This is a genomic window from Chloracidobacterium sp. (genome assembly GCA_015075585.1).
Classification (GTDB): Bacteria; Acidobacteriota; Blastocatellia; order Pyrinomonadales; family Pyrinomonadaceae; genus OLB17.
The window spans coordinates 707,423-725,931 of record JABTUB010000001.1 but is presented as its reverse complement, the minus strand read 5'-3'; the positions used below and the strand labels follow the sequence as shown (position 1 = coordinate 725,931).

The following is an 18,509-nucleotide window of genomic DNA, read 5'->3' as shown; positions in this document are numbered from 1 at the left end:
GCCTTTCGCCGCTTATCTGTAACTAAGCCCCGTAACCTCGTAAGCCCGCATCAGCGTCTCGTGAGCTGTTACGCGGGCTTTTTCTGCTCCGCTTTCGAGAATGGCTTTCAATTCTGCATCGGTGAAAGAGTGCATTCGTGCCTGGAAAGGCCGCAGAAACTCGATCGTCGCATCGGCAAGTTCAGACTTGAATTGGCCATAACCTTTGCCGTCGAAGTCCGTCTCGCACTCCTGAGCGGTCTTACCGGTAACAAGCTGATAGATGGTCAGAAGATTTGTGATAGCGGGCCGCGACTCGTCAAAGCGTATCTCGGTTCCGCTGTCAGTTACCGCACGCTTGAACTTCTTAACGATAGTATCCGCATCGTCCGTCAAAAAGATCGCTCCCGCTGCGTTGTCATCCGATTTCGACATCTTTTTTGCCGGGTCTTGCAGCGATTTGATACTCGCTCCGGCTTTGGGGATATATGGTTCGGGAACGGTAAAAACCTCGCCGAAGTCGCGGTTGAATCGTATCGCGAGGTCGCGGCTTAATTCTAAGTGCTGCTTTTGATCTTGCCCGACCGGCACAAGATCGGTCCTATACAGCAGAATATCTGAGGCCATCAAGATCGGATACGTAAAAAGCCCGACTCCTGAGCGTTCTCGTCCGCCTTTCTGCGACTTATCCTTGAACTGCGTCATTCGCTCAAGTTCGCCCATTCGCGCGACGCAAGAGAGCACCCATGTCATTTCAGCGTGCTCCGAGACGTCAGATTGGATGAATATCGTCGAACGCTGAGGGTCGATGCCGGCAGCTATGTAGATACGTGCAAGATCGAGCGTCTTTTGCCGCAATTTCGCCGGCTCCTGCGGCAGCGTTATCGCGTGAAGATTGACGATGCAAAAGAGCGAATCATAATCATCCTGCAGAACGGCCCAATTCTTCAATGCGCCCAAATAATTACCGATATGAAGCTCGCCCGTCGGCTGAGCACCGGAGAAGATACGTTTTCGTGCCATCAGAGTCCAAGCAGATAGAAGATCAGGCCGAACAGCGGCTGGACGATCCGGTTTATGACCCCTATCTGGAGAAGTATGAGAAGTATAAGGAACCCGTAGGTTTCCAATATATTGAAGATCGGCTCAAAACTTGAGGGCAACAGCGACTGCAGGGCCTTGCTGCCGTCAAGCGGCGGAAAGGGCAGCAGATTGAAGATCGCAAGGCCGATATTCAGAACGATCATTCCGTAAATGAACTGGACAAGGATCTGCATTCCGCTGTCCTGAAGATTTGCCCGCGTTATTACGCCTCCGTAGATCAAGCCCTTCAAAACAAGTGTCGCCGCGATGGCGATCAAAAGATTTACCGTTATGCCCGCAAGCGATACGCAGACGTTCGCCAGATCCTTTTTGCGCCATTTAAGCGGATTGACTGGCGTCGGCTTTCCCCACATTATCAGCGGAACGCCGACCGCGCCGCTGTAAAACCCTATCGCATAGCCGATTATCGGCAGCAGCAGCGTACCGATCGGGTCTATATGCGGTATCGGGTTGAGCGTTACACGCCCGAGCAGATATGCCGTATCGTCCTCGAACTTCCACGACGTCCACGCATGCGCTGCCTCATGGGCAGAAACTGAGAACAGCCAGATGACCATATAGATCACTAGGCCCGAAATAAATTGAACTGCTGTTGATTCCACTACTTAAAAACAGATTGTCTAAACTCATAAATTGTGCCATTCTTTTATTTCAAAATAAAATGCCTGTTATGAATAGTTTGCGGAACAACAGGCACTCCCTGGGGATCGGCCTATGGCAAAGCATATAGTGATCATCGCGAGTGATTTCAAGGGCGTTGAGTTCATCGAAGAGTGCCATTACGCCGGTTGGCACGTAACGCTGGTCACCCGCCGCAAATTGTTCGATTCGCCATGGCCATGGACGGCGATCAACGATACAAAGATGGTCGATGACGAGGCTTTGCCGGTCGATTATGTGCGGGCGGCAACGAATGTGTGCGGTGAACATGCGGTCGATAAGGTGGTCGGGCTGGACGAATTTGACGTGATCACGGCCGCGATGACACGCGAGCATCTGCAGATACCGGGACTGACAAGCTCTTATTTAAGGCGTTTTCGCGACAAACTCTCAATGCGGAACCTTGCGGCAAATAGCGGCATACCTTGCCCCGAGTATATCGGCGTATTCAATTCTTCCGAGATCGCAGACTTCCTTGAGAAAGTGCCGGCTCCTTGGATCGTCAAGCCGCGGCACGAGGTTTCGGCTTTCGGCATTCGAAAATGCACGACCTCGGGCGAGGTGTGGGATGTCCTGAACGAGCTTGACGCAAGAAACACATGGCGCGACCATCCGTCGCAATTTTTGATCGAACGATTTGTCGAAGGGCGTGTTTATCACGTCGATTCGGTCGTCGATAAAGGAAAGGTCGTGGCCGCGGGCGTCAGCCAGTACGGAACGACGCCGTTCAACGTATCGCACCACGGCGGCGTCTTTACGTCATTTATCGTCCCGTACCGCGCAAAGGAACGCAAAGAACTTGAAACACTGAACCGAGCCCTTCTGATGGCTTTTGAATACGAGCGGGGCGTTTCGCACGCCGAATTCCTGCAAAGCAGCGAGACGGGCGAGTTCTTTTTGCTCGAGGTTGCCTGCCGCGTCGGCGGTGCGTATATCGCGAACGTGCTTGAGATCGCCTGCAACTTCAACCTTTGGCGTGAGTGGGCAAAGCTTGAGATCGCTGATGCCGATCATCCTTACAAGCTGCCGAAACAGCGGCGGGATTTCGCGGGCGTCGCACTCGCGCTTGCAAATACCGAATGGCCCGACACCTCGCATTACACCGATGAAGAGATCGCCTACCGCATCACAAAGGAACGCCACGTCGGAATGATCTTTCACTCGACGAAAGCAAAACGCATCGAAGAACTGTTGGAGCAGTATTCGCAGCGCATCGGCGAAGACTTCCTCGAAATAGCCCCGGTAAAGGAACGCCACGACGATTGACCCCGTAATTTCCGCATGTATGCCGCCAACTGAATGTAACTTTGCGACCGGCCTTTCGGTCCTCGATCACGATCTAAAGGTACACTTTCCGGAGCTTCTGAAGTTCGATTCTACCGCCGAGATGGAGGCATCTGAACTTTGGCCGCAGATCCGTGAGGATACCGAGCGCGTGCTGAACGCCGTTGTTGTCGGAACCGAATATGCAAAACCGCGTGAATATGAGGCCGGAAGCGCGATCGCGGCCCTCGCATGGAATCTTGAACGCGGCAATGTGTTCGAAGGCATCGCGGATGCACTGGAGAACCACGACGATCTTAAGAACAAGGACGTGCTTTTGCTCAGCGAACTCGATCACGGCATGGCACGCAGCGGCAACCGATTTGTCGCCCGCGAATTGGCAGAGCGCCTCGGGCTGAACTACGCATTCGCGACCGTTTATCTCGCACTTCAAAAAGGCAGCGGCGTCGAGTCTGAGGTTGAGGGCGAGAATACGGTCTCGGTACACGGCCTGGCGATGATGTCGCCGTGGCCGCTTATGAATGTCCACGCGATCCCGCTCCCGAACGGCAAGGACAAGATGTGGGGCAAAGAGAAGCGCCTCGGGCGGCTTCAGGCGTTGATCGCAGATATTGATCATCCGGCCGGGATATTTCGTGCGGTGTCGATACACTTGGATGCACATTGTTCGCGTGCGCATCGCCGCTTACAAATGCAGATCATTCTGGATCACCTCGATACGCTGCCCGAAATGCCGACGCTGCTCGGCGGCGACTGGAACACGACCGGCTTTAACTCGCAAAGCTCGACGCGAGCGATCATGGGCTATTGGCGGCGTGTGATGATGGGCCCGAAGAATGTTGCCCTGAACCACCTGCCGCACCCGGAACGATTCTTCGAGCGGGCTCTTTTCGAGGGCCTGGAACAGCGCGGCTATCACTTTCGCGATCTGAATAATATCGGCGTAGGTACGCTGCACTATGACGTCGGCAGTATCGAAAAGAACACGAATCTGCGTGATTGGGTGCCGGAATGGTGCTTCCCATTTATCTTTTGGGCCGCCGGCCGTGTCGGCGGAAAGGTCTCGGCTCGCCTGGATTGGTTCGCAGGAAAACGCATTGCTCCCTCAAATGAAAATCCGCCGCGGACGATCGGCAGCCTTGCGAACAATGACGGAACACCGCTTTCCGACCACGATGCGATAACGCTCGACTTCGTACTCGAATGATCAACGCTTACAGCTTCGCTGCCGCGTGCGGTTCTTTCGACGCCGCGAACTGCGCGACGTCGAACAAAATGGTATAGTTATTTGTCATGGAAGTTACTTTTGTTCAGACGCTTTGTTTTAACACAGATACTTTTGATTACGAGGTGGTAACGTCAGCAAACGGCAATGCAACGGTGATCAAATTTCCGGTCGATGAGAAGAAGGTAAGTCCCGGCGATGTCATCGTTGTTGTCTCGGGCGATGATGTCAGTTTTCACGGGATGATCGGGAAGATCGAGGATGGGTACGCATTTGCCAGCGACTATAAAGGCTCGATCCTGCCGGCACACGTTCAGTAGGCTTGCGCTTTTTGAATTTTCCTTTTAATTTCTAAATACCATGGGGATGTAGCTCAGCTGGGAGAGCGCAGCGTTCGCAATGCTGAGGTCAGGGGTTCGATCCCCCTCATCTCCACCAGATCCTTAGGCTGTCTGTGAGGGCAGCCTCTTTCTTCTGTGATCAACAGGCCGCAGCGGCTTTGCAGCCGTTGCGTCGCCAACCTCGGGGCCTCTCGATCTTTCTTTTCCGAAACCAATAGAAACTGCAAAGCACACGAAGGATCGGACGCAAAGTACGCTAAGAAACCACAAACGACCGCAGCGGCTCGGCTCGCCTTCCGAAATGCCGCTTCCATTTTCCGTCAAAATGCTCGACCGGCACGGTTTCCATGCAGGCTTTTCAGGCGTTATCTACATCTTACGTTATAATATTAAATACTCATCTTTTCAATAGATATTTTTATGGCACGTAAATCGATCCTCGTCGTTGATGACGAGAAGAATCAGCGAGAAATATTAGAGACGATATTGTCGGGCGAAGGTTATGACGTAACGACGGCTTCGTCGGGCGAGGCGGCGATGAAGTTCGTCGCTGACAGGCACTTTGACCTCGTGTTGACCGACCTTAAGATGACGGGCATGAGCGGCCTCGATCTGCTGCGCTTGCTTACTGATTTTGACCGCTCGATAATCGTCATTTTGCTGACAGCGCACGGCTCGGTCGATTCTGCTGTTGACGCAATGCGGCTCGGTGCGTTCGAATACCTGCAAAAGCCGTATGACAGCGACAAGCTGCTCGAGACTGTCGCACGCGCGCTCAAAAAGCTTACCGTGCTTGATGCCGAGATCATCTCGGTCTCGCCAGAGATGGACAAGGTCAAAAAGCTCATCCTAAAGATCGCAAAGTCTAATTCGACCGTGCTGATCCGGGGCGAGAGCGGTACGGGCAAGGAGCTTATCGCACGCTCGATACATACGAACAGCCCGCGTGCGAACGGCATCTTCCAGGCCGTTAACTGTGCGGCGATCAATGAGAATTTGCTTGAAAGCGAACTTTTCGGCCACGAAAAAGGCTCATTCACGGGAGCGGTCGCCGAGAAAAAAGGGTTATTTGAGATCGCTCATAACGGCACGCTCTTCCTCGATGAGATCGGCGAACTCGACATTGCCCTGCAAGCGAAACTGCTGCGTGCATTGCAGGAAAAGCAGATCAGACGCGTCGGCGGCACAAAGGAGATCGATGTTGACGTGCGTGTAGTTGCCGCAACGAACCGCGACCTGCTCCACATGGTCGAGGAAAAGCGCTTTCGCGAAGACCTCTACTACCGGCTCAACGTGCTTTCGATCGAGCTTCCGGCACTTCGCGAGCGCCGCAGCGATATTCCGGTGCTCATAGATTACTTTGTCGCCAAACACACGCGCGGAACGAAACGCAGCATTACGATCGACGCGGCGGCACGCGAGACGATGGAGAATTATTCATATCCCGGCAATGTGCGGCAACTGGAATCCGCCATAGAAAGGGCGATATTGCTTTGCGAAGACGATACCGTTACCCGCGATGACCTTCCGCCCGAGATGACCGAGCGCAGCGGAAGCGCGGCGGCGGCGAGCGTTCAGGCACAATCCGCCGCGTCTTTCGTACTGCCTGAGGACGGAGTGAATTTCGAAGATGTCGAACGCAGCCTGATAATGCAGGCAATGGAACGTACGGACAGCAACATCACAAAGGCCGCGAAGCTCTTGGGGCTGACCTTTCGCACGCTCCAGTATCGACTCGAAAAATTTGGATACAAAAAAGACGGTGACGAGGGGCAAGCGGCGAGGGATGAGGGCTGATCGACCATGTCGGATGGCGGTTATAAAGACCTTATCGTTTGGCAGAAGAGCATTCTGCTCGTAAAGGATATCTACGCACTGACCGGTCAATTCCCTAATGATGAAAGATTCGGCCTGATCTCACAGATGCGTAGAGCCGCGGCCTCAATTCCCTCAAATATTGCTGAAGGGCAGGCGAGACGTACAACTCCTGACTATGTTCGATTCGTTTCGAATGCTCAAGGCTCACTTGCGGAGATGGAAACGCAGCTTATAATTTCGGCTGAGTTGGGTTATTGTAGATCGGGAACAGCGAAGGATATATTTTCGTTAATGGTAGAGGTGCGGAAGATGCTGAACGCACTACGACGCACTTTGTTAGAAAAGGTCGATCGCGACGGCAGGAGATAGTCGAGAGGAAGAAAGCCCTTGGCACTCGTCCCTCGCCTCTAAAAAGATGGATTGGTTCTCAACACTAAGTCTGGCTCTTGGTTCCGCTTGGACGAGCGGGATAAATCTGTACGCCACCGTTACGGTGCTTGGACTTCTGCAAAAATTCGGTGCGACGAAGCTGCCCGGCGGGCTCGATGTACTCGATAACTGGTGGATCATCGGCATTGCCGGCGGACTGTACCTTGTCGAATTCTTTGCCGACAAGATACCCTACGTCGATTCGGTATGGGATGTGGTTCACACCTTTATACGCGTGCCGGCCGGAGCGGTTGTGGCATATGCGGCAACCGATCAGCTTGATCCGAGCATTTACATTCCGGCGACGCTTCTCGGCGGCGGGCTTGCGGTTGCGTCTCACGGGACAAAGGCGTCGCTGCGCATCGGCGCCAACCTTTCGCCCGAACCTGTATCAAATTGGGTGCTGTCCATCGTCGAGGATGCAATAGCATTTATCGGCACGCTGCTCGCCGTTTTCGCGCCGATCATCATTGCTGCGATACTCGGCATCTTTATACTGCTCTTCCTTTGGTTCTTCCCGAAGATCTATCGTGCCATCCGACGGATGTTTTCTGCGATCGTCGGTTTTGTCAGGGGCGAACCGTTCAAAAAAGTTGCCAAGGAGGCAGGCTAAGCACGAAATTTACGGCGTCGAAGATGCCAATTTGTTAAGTGGAACTGTTATTCCGGATCATCGCGGTCGTCCTTTTCGCAGCGGCCTTTTACTTTTACCGGGCCGGCAATACCGACCTTGCATTCGCGTCTGCCGTGGTGGGCATCTGCGGTCTGTTCCTCGGATATCGCTTTCGGATCAAACGTGAGATCGACGAGGCGAAAGCCGACAGGCACCACACCTGAGCATCACCTGAGCATCATTGGTATTATGCCCGCCTCAAGGTAATATAAAGCAATGGAGAGCATAAGGCGCCTGCTCGGCAACAATCGGGAATGGTCGCGTTCGCTGGTCACCGATGACCCGAGTTTCTTTACCGAACTTGCACGTCAGCAAAGCCCTGAGTTCTTTTGGATAGGCTGCTCCGATAGCCGAGTTTCGGCAAATACTGTGGTCGGGCTGGCACCGGGCGAGGTCTTTGTTCACAGAAATGTAGCGAACTTGGTCAACCATTCCGACATGAATTGCCTCTCAGTGATACAGTTCGCCGTCGACGTGCTGCGCGTGAAGCACATCATCGTTTGCGGGCATTATGGCTGCGGAGGCGTAAAAGCCGCGATCGAAAACGAGCGGCATGGGCTGATCGACAATTGGCTGCGGCCCATCCGCAACATCTCCTTTCTTTACGCCCGCGAGCTTGACGCCATTGCTAACGCCGATGAGCAGCATGCCCGTCTGTGCGAGCTGAACGTTCTTCGGCAGGTGCTGAACGTATGCGAGACGACCATTGTCGAGGATGCGTGGAAACGCGGCCAGTCGGTTACCGTCCACGGCTGGATGTACGGACTCAAGGACGGGTTGATACGCGAACTTGGCGTCGCGATCAACGCGAGCGAAAGTGCGGCACGATTTCGCGAGAAATTCCTCGCCGCAGAGTGTACGAATTCAGCCATCGCATAAACCCGCAGTATGTTCCGACACTTTAGATCAGCCAACATTTTTCTTTTCGTTGTTGTATTGGGCCTTGCGTCCGCCGCGTTCCCGCAGATGTCGCGAAAACCGACGCCTACGCGCGAACCCAAAGGCGCAATGCCGTCAAAGCCGGCGTCGAATGTCAATTCCCTGCCGAAGATCTCTTCGCGTGCCGACTTTGATAAAGTAGCCCGCGTCTATCATCGCGGCACGCCGTACGCGCTCCCGCATGTGATGTTCGTCATCGACCGCCGTTCGAATAACAAGATCTATTTCATTAACAGCCAACGCTTCCGTTTTCACAAGGACTTCCTGCTGGCGACCTATCTGATACCGCGCGGCTCTGAGATATTCAAGCCGGTTTACGTGGACGAAGGCCGCCGCTTCATAGTCGGAACCGTTGCGTGGCAGCAGCCCGTCGAAAAGTTCACTTGGGAGCTTTGGGAAGGCGACCTCGCAACCGCTGAACTGATCAAGATCGCTGATGCGGCGATAAACAAGGCATTCTTCGAAAAAGTTTTCTACAAACCCAATTCCATCCGGCAGGAAGATGTTTCGTCCAATATCGGTATCGACCGCATACTTCAGGACGAACTCAACCGCAACCAAGCCTATCTGGCACTTAATACGGGCAAGGCCATCGGCCGGCTCCACATAATCGACAAACTCGATGACACGGTCGAGATCGGCGATAATGAGATACTCGTGCTCCGCGAACTGCCAGCGAGCCTTCCGCCGGTTCGCGGCATCATTGTCGCAAAGCCGTCATCGCCGCTCTCGCACATCAACATATTGGCAAAAGGCTGGGGCATACCGAACGTTTATATCAAAGATGCCGATAAGCTCTTCCGCTCGCTCGACACATATTGGGTCAAGCTGAACGCGAACCTGACCGATTACAGCTTTGATCGGGTCGCGGCGAATGAACCGCCGCCGACCTCGCCCGATGAAGTGATCCCGCCGGCCGACCTTAAGGCAACGGCCTTGATGCCCTTGGGACAAATGCGAAAAGCGGACAGCATCCGCTACGGTTCAAAATCAGCGAATCTCGGCGAGATGATGGCGAAACGCATTCGCGGCGTAACGATACCCGACGGCTTTACCGTACCGTACTATTGGTACGACAAGTTCATGAAGGATAACGGCTTCGATAAGGTGATGCTCGATCTGATGGACGACAATGATTTCGTGCACAATCCGCGCGTCCGCCGTCAAAAGCTCGACGAATTTCGTGCGGCGATGATAGCCGCGAAGTTCGACGACACGCTGCGGTCGCAAGTGATCGAAAGATGGAGGACGCAGCTTGGCGGTAAGCCGGTTTTCGTACGCAGTTCATCCAACAGCGAAGACCTGCCGAACTTCAGCGGCGCAGGGCTTTATTCGAGCGTTCCGAACGTCGTTGATGAAGAAAAACTCATTCAAGCCGTCAAAAAGGTGTGGGCATCAACGTGGAATTTTCAGGCGTATGAGGCCCGAGTCCGCAATTATGTCAGCCAATCGGATGTCTATATGTCGGCGCTTATCCAACTCGGCGTCAATATGGAAAAGGGCGGCGTCATGATCACAAAGGACCCGTTCGACGAACGCAATAAGGACGCCGTTTATATCAGTGCCGTATGCGGCCATAACTCAAAGGTCGTCGATAATGACGGCATCCCTGAGCAGGTTCTCTTTAATCCGCGATCGAATGCCGTCATAGTTATGACTCTGTCTCAGCAGGAGAACTCGCTTGAGTTCGACCCGAACGGCGACCTCAAGAAAACGAGCGATAAATGCGCCGACAGCCGCAAACGCGTCCTTACCGATGCTCAAGCACGCGCCCTTGCGGCGGCGGCGATAAGCATCCGGACCGCTTTCGGCGGCAAACAGCAGCAGGATATTGAATGGGGCATACTAAAAGGCCGCATCTACATCGTGCAGGCGCGGCCCTATATCGATAACAAATTACCTTTATGAAACACTTGACGATACTTGCATTTGCGGCATTTGCCGCTGCGTGCTCAAACTCGGCGGCTCCTATACGGCAGGACACCAACGCCGCTTCCGCTCCGCCGGCGAATACACGAACCGAGTCTGTCATCGCACACTCGAACGAAGGCCCGCCCGCGGGAACCGATGCACCGACGGCCAAGGGAAAATGGACGCAAAGCGGCACGCCGATCGACACAAAGGCCTTTGATTCGGCGATCGCGGCCGCAGACAAGGAGCTAAAAGCAAAGCCCGCGGACGAGGCATTGAAGAAGAAAGCGTCAAAGGCATATTTCGACCGTGCGATGGCATTGACCCAGGCACGGCAGTACGCATCGGCGCTCGGCGATTACCGCAGGGCGTATAAGATCGATGCGGCGAATGAAGAGGCAAAGACGTGGATCGACGAGATCATAAAGATCTACGGCACCATCAACAAAGAATATCCCAAGGAGGGCGAAGAGCCGCCGCCGCTGCCATTTAACGGCGAACAAAAGCAATGAGAACTATCAAGCATTTAATGATCGGCGCTGCAGCGATGTTCATCATCGCTGCAGGCACAGCAGCGGTGCCGGCACAAAAGCCAACCCGCATCACATTCACGCGCGGCAAATCGGCAAAGGTCATTACGGGCACGTTGTCGTCCTACAAGCAGAAGCGCGTTTTCGTGATAAGGGTCAAGGCAGGCCAAGAGATGCGGATCGAGAATGTCGGCAAGAACTACATTTCGATATGGGTCGAAGGCCCGCCTCACTCAGGCTACGAGCAGGATATGGCGGCTGACTGCCACGCGAATAACGAGATATCGCCGACGGCGGAAGGCGATTACACGTTGACCGTTCAGGAATGTCAAAAGGCTGATCCGTGGCGCGGCACTTTCCGGTTCAAGGTAACGGTCAGGTAAGGGAGCGTGCGGCCGCTCGCAAAGTGCGCGGCTATTGTTTGACTTAGCGGTTCCTCTGCCCTAGACTCGTAGATTGACTTAACGGGGCGTGGCTCAGCCTGGTAGAGCGCACGGTTCGGGACCGTGAGGTCGGAGGTTCAAATCCTCTCGCCCCGACCATTTACAGAAAAGCAGCGGGTGAACGCCCGCTGCCTTTTTTATTTCAACAATTTAGCGCAAAAGCTCATATCATTCGTCCACTTGATAAGTCGCTACGCTCGTCGGCGTCTCATAACATCGAACCTTGTAAACCGAGACGCGCTCATCTGATATCCGCGTATTCAGATACTCGAGAAAGTAGCGCGCGAGGTTCTCGGCCGAAGGATTCAACTCCTCATCGAACGGGGGAAGCTCATTTATGTTCCGATGGTCGAGGTATTTTACGATCTCGTCCGCGGCTGCCTTCAGGTCGCCGAAATCAATGAGCAGGCCGATGTTGTTCAGCTCCTCGCCCTTAGCAAATATCTCGACCTTGTAATTGTGCCCGTGCAGGTTCTCACACTTGCCCTTGTAGCCGCGCAGTTGGTGAGCGGATGAAAAGTTCCGCTCGATCATCACTTCAAAAAAAGCCGCCATAACCGCCATATTTTAACGTGAGTATCAACAAAACTCCGAGTAGGATACCTTTAATATTTCATTTTTTTCGCCCGGCACTCGGTGGAGGCTTGATGCCGGTCAGTGGTGTCGTTACGGATGTGAACGGCAGGGCGGTTTCAAAGGCATCGGTCGTGATGACCGATGCGGCAGGCAACAGCCTGCGTACGATCACAGGCCCGTTCGGGTATTTTCGTTTCGACGAGGTTGAGTCGGGCCAAACATACGTCATCACGGCCACTGCAAAGCGATACACGTTCCAACCGCAAACAGTCGCTGTTACCGATGAGGTTACCGACCTGAGGATCACCGCCGACCAGTAAGCGAAAGCCTGCGGTCGCTGTTTAGAGGCCGTCTGCAAAGACGGCCATTTTTCTCTTCACTTACCTTCGTCGAGCATCGCCGCTACGGCCGATAGGTCGTTCGTTATGCGCATACGCGGCAGGCTCGAGAGAAATATCTTACCGTAGGGCTTTGTACGCAGCCGCTGGTCAAGGATGACGATGACGCCGCGGTCAGCCTTGCTGCGGATAAGCCGGCCGACCCCTTGCTTTAGCGTGATGATCGCCTGCGGAATGCTGTAATCGGTAAAGGATCGGCCGCCGTTCTCGTCGATATATTTTGACCGTGCGGCAACGAGCGGATCGGTCGGCACGGCGAACGGCAGCTTATCGATTATCACGCACGACAGCTGCTCACCGCGTACGTCCACGCCCTGCCAAAAACTCTGCGTCGCGAACAGAACCGCTCCCTTTGTCTCGCGGAACTGCTCGATCAACCCGCTTTTTGACATCGTTCCCTGCAAAAGGCATGGGTGGCCGATACGGCCCGAAACAGCGTCGTGAAGCGATATCATCGAGGCGTTGCTAGTACACAGCACGAATGCTCGTCCGCGCGTTACTTGAAGTATCTTGACGATCTCGTCCGCCGCCGCGTGTATAAAATCCTGTGATCGCGGGTCGGGCATCGCTTTCGGCAAATAGACCAGCGCCTGCGATTCGTAGTCGAATGACGATCCGGCGATCAGCGTATCGGCCTTCGCCGCCGGAATGCCGAGCCGGTCGCGGATGAAGCGGAAATCAGTATTTGCGGACATCGTCGCCGATGTAAGAATACAGCTGCGAACCCTGTCAAACAGCTTCTCGCTCAAGAGGCCCGAAACATCGATCGGCGACGCTTGCAGGTAGATGCCGCGGTTGCGGCGCTCGATCCAATAGACAAAGTTGCCGTCGTCCTGTTTTATAACAAAGGCGAGGCTGAACCGCATTTGTCTGATCCGCCATACCAAGTTCTCGGCGTCGGGCAGTTTGCCGGCATGAAAGTCGATCTTCAACTCAAGCTCATTGAGTGCGGCGTCGAGAGCCGAATGTGCCTCGCTCACCTCCTCCTGACGGCCGTCAAGGGGAAATCGCCCTTCGGCAGCCGCGACGCGGCGGAACTTGTTCCAAAAGATATCCGCGATGCCAATGATCTTCGCTCCGATCCGCAAGATCGCGGCGGTAGCGTTTGCATCCGTGATCTCAAGCTTGTCGGCATCGCGGACCATCTCTTCGATCTGGTAATTCGAAGCTTGAAACCCGAAGTAATCCGCCGCGATGTCCTCGATCAGATGTGCCTCGTCAAATATCACCGCATCATAATCCGGCAGCACGCGTCCGAAATTATTGTTCCGCACGTTCAGGTCGGCAAAGAAAAGATGATGGTTCACCACAACGATCTCCGCCGCCTCCGCACGCGAACGCATCTTTGTGATAAAGCACGTTTCGAACTCAGGGCATTTCTGGCCGATACAAGTATCGCTCTTTGCATTGATCCTGTTCCAAAACGTCAGATTTTCGGGCAGATGGGTCAGCTCGGCACGATCGCCGAATACTGTTGTTCGCGCCCACTGATGCACTTCGCGGAAATGATCCACGTCGGCGATGCCGTCAAGCAAAGGCTGGTGCTCGGATCGTGCCATCCGATAAAGGCAAAGATAATTCGCCCTGCCTTTCATCAGGGCGTACGATCCCTTGTATCGCTCATCCATTACGCCTTGAAGGAACGGGATATCCTTTTCGATAAGCTGTTCCTGAAGATTCTTTGTGCCGGTCGATATGATTATCCGCTTGCCCGACTCGACGGCATGGCAGATCGCAGGCACCAGATACGCAAGCGTCTTGCCCGTACCTGTACCCGCTTCAATGATCGCATGGCGGCCGGCCTCCAGTGCATTCGCGACCGCATTTGCCATCTGGATCTGGCCCTCGCGATATTCAAAAGAATCGTGAAAGCGCGACACCAGGCCGCCCACGCCGAGTATCTCTTCAATCAGACTTTTACGCTGTTCAGCTTGACCGTCGTTCATCGCAACCCTTTGATTGCAGTGCCCATTCTGCTAAAATCGCCTTCAATAAAGTGCCAACGAACCACTGAATAGCGGGCATGAGCCTTTGTATATTCATTTTAACTTTCGGCACTGCTTCTTACTAACCAATGCGAATGAAGTATCGCCGCACCACACGCCGTCACGCCCTTTTACTAATCGCAGGGCTTTGTATCACAAATGCTCTGATGATCGGGGCCAACTGGAAGAGTTCCGCCTCCGCTGGCCGAACCGTTCTGCCGGTCTATTACGACATTCGCACCGACCCGGCCGCCGGCCCCGCATTGACAGGCTACCGTAACGCAGCACAGATCTCTGCCGCTGAGATCGCGGACATTCGCGACGGTTTTGTGCGGGGCGAGAAAGCCCTATCAAAACGAGTGAAAGAGCTGAAGGTCGAGTACAACGGCGACCTGCGTATTCCCGAGGTGATCGGTTCCGATGTGATAAAAGGACGAGCGTTCCTTACTCAGGCATCGCAACAGAAGCGTTCTGAGATACTTCGCGGTTTCCTCAGAGAAAATCACACCCTTATCGGCCTTGATCCGTTACAGATCGACGGACTGCGAATGTTTGCGGACTATACGAATCCGGACGGCAACCTGTCCTTTGCTGAATTTGAGCAAGAGATCAACGGCGTGCCGGTATTTCGAGGAACCGTAAAAGCAGGTTTTACGAAACGCGGCGAGATGATCCGCGTGATCAATAACCTCGCACCCGTTTCCGCAGCGGGCGTTCCGACTGATTTCGGCGATCCGCTTAAAGCGGTTGAGTACGCGGCGATCTCCCTCTCGATCGACCCGAAAGATCTCGGCTCGGGCGCTGAGATGCACACCGCCGGAACAATTTCCGCCTTCGGCACAGGCGACTTTGCACCAACAGTCGAAAAGATCTACTTCCCGACCGAACCCGGCGTTGTTGTCCCTGCATACAGGGTGCTTATCTGGCTGCCTAAGGGGGCGTATTACGTGATCGTTGATGCGAATTCGGGAACAAAATTGTGGATCAAAGACCTTGCTGACGAGCAGACCCAGCAGGCGACCTACGGCATTTATGCGAATTCGGCCGCAATAATGAACGTCGCTGAAAATCCATTTCCGTTCACACCCGGCCCGACATCTCCGAACGGGCTGCAAGGTTCGGGAATAAACCGAACGCAGATCACGCTCATCGGCAACGAACCGCCACACACATTCAACAATCTTGGCTGGATCACGGACGGCGGCAACGAGACTGACGGCAACAATCTCGAAGCAGGCCTCGACCGGGATACGATAAACGGTGTAGATACAACAAACGGACGTGCGGTGGGTACGAATCGGGTATTTTCGTTCAGCTATTTGCCAGGTGATCCGAATACGAATTCGGGCGACTCGCCGGTGCCCGCAGGCGAGCCCATTTCACCTTGTGATCAGATACCGCAGCCGCATGGATTCTCCGAGTATCAAAAAGGCGTCGTAACGCAGCTATTCTACACGATGAACCGCTATCACGACGAGCTTTACCGTCTTGGGTTTACCGAACAAGCGCGTAATTTTCAAAACGATAATTTCGGCCGCGGCGGCAGTGGCGGCGATCGGATATCGGCGGAAGCACAGGACTGCAACGGAACGGGCAACGCGAATTTTTCGACGCCGGCCGACGGCTCTCGCGGCCGGATGCAGATGTATATCTTTACAGGGCCTGACCCTGACTTCGACGGTGATCTTGACAGCCATGTTGTGGTCCACGAAGCAACGCACGGACTCTCGAATCGGCTGCACGGCAACGCTTCGGGGCTGACGCTGAATATGTCACGCGGAATGGGCGAAGGCTGGTCTGATTTTTATGCCCAAAGTCTCCTCAGCCAACCGACCGATCCGATAAACGGCGTTTATGCAACGGGCGGATACATCACATATCTTGCTACACCCTCCTACACGGCAAATTATTATTATGGAATACGGCGCTTCCCGATGGCGGTTCGCTCATTCACGGGCGGCCCCGGCAACTTGCCTCACAATCCGTTGACGTTCGCGGATGCCGATCAGACACAAATGAACCTAAGCGACGGCGCGTTCCAACGCGGGCCTTATGGTTCGGGCACAGCCGATGCCGTTCACAATCTGGGCGAGATCTGGAGTGCGGCTCTTTGGGAGATCCGCGCTCGAATGGTGCAGCGGCTTGGCTGGGAAGTGGGCAATCGACGCGCTTTGCAGCTTGTTACCGACGGTATGAAGCTCGCACCGCTGGCACCGACATTTCTCACTGAGCGCGATGCGATCGTCGCCGCGGCACAGACAGGCTCGTCAGACGCAGCCGCGGACGTGCAGGACGTTTGGGCAGGTTTCGCGATCCGCGGCATCGGCATCAGCGCAAAGATCATAAATAACGGCTCGGGAGCCGGCGACACCCGCGTTACAGAGGCATTCGACTCGCCGAATCTTTTCCAGCAGCCGGCCATTTCCATTAACGACTCAACGGGCAATAATAGCGGCTATCCGGACCCGGGCGAAGCGATCCTACTGAACATACCGCTCACAAATTCGACCGGCCACACTGCGCAGAATGTAACACTATCACTCGTCGGCGGCGGAACCGCGAGCTACGGAAACCTCGCTAATGGGGCGACGGTCAGCCGCGAGATCGCCTTTACCGTTCCGGCCGATACGGCATGCGGAGCGACGATCAGCATTACATTAAACGTCGAAAGCAGCCTTGGGCCGACATCGTTCTCAAGGCCGCTGACAACAGGACAGCCGATCGCCACCGCCGCGCAGAACTTTGATTCCGTTACTGCTCCGACCATACCGAACGGATGGTTCTCAACCTCGACTGGCGGGCCTTCGAGCTTTGTTACCGTGTCCGGTGATGCCCAGTCGCTTCCGAATTCAGCGTTCGCACCGGACCCGGCAAGCGTGGGCGGCGGCACCGATCTTACATCGGAGGTGTTCACGATCGACACGCCGTCAGGAATGGTGTCATTTAGGCACAAGTACAATACAGAGGCCGGATGGGACGGCGGCCTCCTCGAGATCAGCATCGACTCGGGTGATTGGCAAGACATCATTACCGCAGGCGGCACCTTCAGGCAAGGCGGTTATGACACGATATTGGGCAACGGAACGAATAATCCGATCGCGAACCGTCCTGCGTGGAGCGGCACATCGAATGGTTACATCACTACCGTAGCTGCACTGCCGCCAATCAATGCGGGACGGCCGTTCCGCTTGCGATGGCGTTTCGGGGCTGATAACAACACGGCGCCGACCGGCGGCGGCTGGAACATCGACGATATTCATATCATTGGCAGTTATGTTTGCTCAGTCTCAAACGGCAGAAGGGCGCGAGCGGATTTTGACGGCGACGGTAAGACGGATATCTCTGTTTTCAGGCCGAGCGAAGGAAATTGGTATCTGAACCGATCAAGTGCCGGGTTCTTTGCTTCGCATTTCGGAATTTTGACCGATGTTCCCGTACCGGGCGACTATGACGGCGACGGCAAGGCCGACATCGCGGTCTTTCGTCCTGACAGCGGCGATTGGTATGTGTTTGAGAGCGGAACGGGCGCAGTCTATATGATCCATTTTGGCATGTCCGGCGACATCGCCAAACCCGCAGACGTTGACGGCGACGGAAAGAGCGATCTGCTCGTATTTCGGCCTTTGACGGGTGATTGGTATTCAAGAAGGTCGTCGGATGGTGCCGTAAGGATCCAGCACTTTGGCCTCAGCGGCGACATGCCGGTTTCGGATGATTATGACGGTGACGGCAAAGCGGATATTGCCGTTTGGCGTCCTTCGACAGGCGTTTGGTATCGGATCGACAGTTCCTCGGAAACAGTGAACATCCAAACCTTCGGGATGAATGGTGATCTGCCTGTCGAAGCAGATCATGACGGCGACGGCAAAGCAGATATTGCGGTATTCAGGCCGTCAGACGGCCGTTGGTATAGGCTGAACAGTTCTGACGGAGCTTATGTTGTTACACACTTTGGGATGAGTGGCGATGTGCCGGTTCCGGGAGATTATGACGGCGACGGCAGATCGGATGAGGCTGTTTACCGCAACGGGATTTGGTATTTGAACCGTTCTACTGCCGGCTATCTCGCATATTCCTTCGGTTTGGCAGGCGACCTCGCAATCCCGCGGTCATATTTGCCCTAAACCAACACTCGAAAGGGCCGCCTGAAATTTTTATAGGCTCAGTTACTTTTCATTGACGATTTGACCGAAATCTGTTAAAACTGAGTTGTT

Annotated in this window: 17 protein-coding genes and 2 tRNA genes; 15 read left to right on the top strand and 4 right to left on the bottom strand. The window is 54.5% G+C overall.

Going from position 1 to position 18,509, the window contains the following annotated elements:
* Positions 1-12: 12 nt before the first annotated feature.
* Complete coding sequence (trpS, locus tag HS105_03290; protein MBE7515623.1) at positions 13-1,002, bottom strand: tryptophan--tRNA ligase; 990 nt, start codon at positions 1,000-1,002, stop codon at positions 13-15.
* Positions 1,002-1,685: a site-2 protease family protein gene (locus tag HS105_03285; GenBank protein MBE7515622.1), complete on the bottom strand. Its 684-nt coding sequence runs from the start codon at positions 1,683-1,685 to the stop codon at positions 1,002-1,004. Before HS105_03285 ends, trpS begins: the two co-directional genes overlap by 1 nt.
* A gap of 112 nt (positions 1,686-1,797) precedes the next feature.
* Here HS105_03285 and HS105_03280 point away from each other — a divergent pair, with 112 nt between their 5' ends.
* The 13 genes from HS105_03280 (at position 1,798) to HS105_03220 (ending at position 11,435) form a co-directional block, all read left to right on the top strand.
* Positions 1,798-3,009: an ATP-grasp domain-containing protein gene (locus HS105_03280; protein ID MBE7515621.1), complete on the top strand. Its 1,212-nt coding sequence runs from the start codon at positions 1,798-1,800 to the stop codon at positions 3,007-3,009.
* A gap of 19 nt (positions 3,010-3,028) precedes the next feature.
* On the top strand, positions 3,029-4,234 hold the full coding sequence (locus tag HS105_03275) for a hypothetical protein (protein MBE7515620.1): 1,206 nt from the start codon (positions 3,029-3,031) through the stop codon (positions 4,232-4,234).
* Between the two features lie 86 nt (positions 4,235-4,320).
* Positions 4,321-4,572: a hypothetical protein gene (locus HS105_03270; GenBank protein ID MBE7515619.1), complete on the top strand. Its 252-nt coding sequence runs from the start codon at positions 4,321-4,323 to the stop codon at positions 4,570-4,572.
* 42 nt (positions 4,573-4,614) lie between these two features.
* Positions 4,615-4,690: transfer RNA gene (locus tag HS105_03265), tRNA-Ala, on the top strand.
* A gap of 323 nt (positions 4,691-5,013) precedes the next feature.
* The gene (locus HS105_03260) at positions 5,014-6,390 is read left to right on the top strand and encodes a sigma-54-dependent Fis family transcriptional regulator (protein ID MBE7515618.1); all 1,377 of its coding nucleotides are present in this window, start codon (positions 5,014-5,016) and stop codon (positions 6,388-6,390) included.
* A gap of 6 nt (positions 6,391-6,396) precedes the next feature.
* Positions 6,397-6,780: a four helix bundle protein gene (locus tag HS105_03255; protein MBE7515617.1), complete on the top strand. Its 384-nt coding sequence runs from the start codon at positions 6,397-6,399 to the stop codon at positions 6,778-6,780.
* A gap of 46 nt (positions 6,781-6,826) precedes the next feature.
* A complete protein-coding gene (locus HS105_03250; protein ID MBE7515616.1) occupies positions 6,827-7,453 on the top strand; it encodes a DUF4126 domain-containing protein in 627 nt (208 codons plus the stop codon).
* Positions 7,454-7,491: 38 nt separating this feature from the next.
* Positions 7,492-7,677 carry a hypothetical protein gene (locus HS105_03245; protein MBE7515615.1) on the top strand — a complete coding sequence of 62 codons (186 nt, stop codon included), beginning with the start codon at positions 7,492-7,494 and terminating at the stop codon, positions 7,675-7,677.
* A gap of 52 nt (positions 7,678-7,729) precedes the next feature.
* Positions 7,730-8,392: a carbonate dehydratase gene (gene can / locus HS105_03240; GenBank protein MBE7515614.1), complete on the top strand. Its 663-nt coding sequence runs from the start codon at positions 7,730-7,732 to the stop codon at positions 8,390-8,392.
* 9 nt (positions 8,393-8,401) lie between these two features.
* The gene (locus tag HS105_03235; protein ID MBE7515613.1) at positions 8,402-10,360 is read left to right on the top strand and encodes a hypothetical protein; all 1,959 of its coding nucleotides are present in this window, start codon (positions 8,402-8,404) and stop codon (positions 10,358-10,360) included.
* Complete coding sequence (locus HS105_03230; protein MBE7515612.1) at positions 10,357-10,875, top strand: hypothetical protein; 519 nt, start codon at positions 10,357-10,359, stop codon at positions 10,873-10,875. The genes HS105_03235 and HS105_03230 overlap by 4 nt, the downstream gene beginning before the upstream one ends.
* The gene (locus HS105_03225; protein ID MBE7515611.1) at positions 10,872-11,276 is read left to right on the top strand and encodes a hypothetical protein; all 405 of its coding nucleotides are present in this window, start codon (positions 10,872-10,874) and stop codon (positions 11,274-11,276) included. Before HS105_03230 ends, HS105_03225 begins: the two co-directional genes overlap by 4 nt.
* Before the next feature lie 82 nt (positions 11,277-11,358).
* Positions 11,359-11,435, top strand: a tRNA-Pro gene (locus tag HS105_03220).
* A 69-nt stretch (positions 11,436-11,504) separates the two neighbouring features.
* Here the strand turns inward: HS105_03220 and queD are convergent.
* Positions 11,505-11,891 carry a 6-carboxytetrahydropterin synthase QueD gene (queD, locus tag HS105_03215; protein MBE7515610.1) on the bottom strand — a complete coding sequence of 129 codons (387 nt, stop codon included), beginning with the start codon at positions 11,889-11,891 and terminating at the stop codon, positions 11,505-11,507.
* A 92-nt stretch (positions 11,892-11,983) separates the two neighbouring features.
* Between queD and HS105_03210 the strand changes: the two genes are divergently transcribed.
* Entirely contained in the window at positions 11,984-12,232 is a 249-nt protein-coding gene (locus tag HS105_03210) for a carboxypeptidase regulatory-like domain-containing protein (protein MBE7515609.1), read from the top strand.
* 56 nt (positions 12,233-12,288) lie between these two features.
* Here the strand turns inward: HS105_03210 and HS105_03205 are convergent, their stop codons facing one another.
* Entirely contained in the window at positions 12,289-14,256 is a 1,968-nt protein-coding gene (locus HS105_03205; protein ID MBE7515608.1) for an ATP-dependent DNA helicase, read from the bottom strand.
* A 134-nt stretch (positions 14,257-14,390) separates the two neighbouring features.
* On the opposite strand from HS105_03205, the gene HS105_03200 reads away from it, so the two are divergent.
* Entirely contained in the window at positions 14,391-18,419 is a 4,029-nt protein-coding gene (locus HS105_03200; GenBank protein ID MBE7515607.1) for a VCBS repeat-containing protein, read from the top strand.
* Positions 18,420-18,509: the final 90 nt, after the last annotated feature.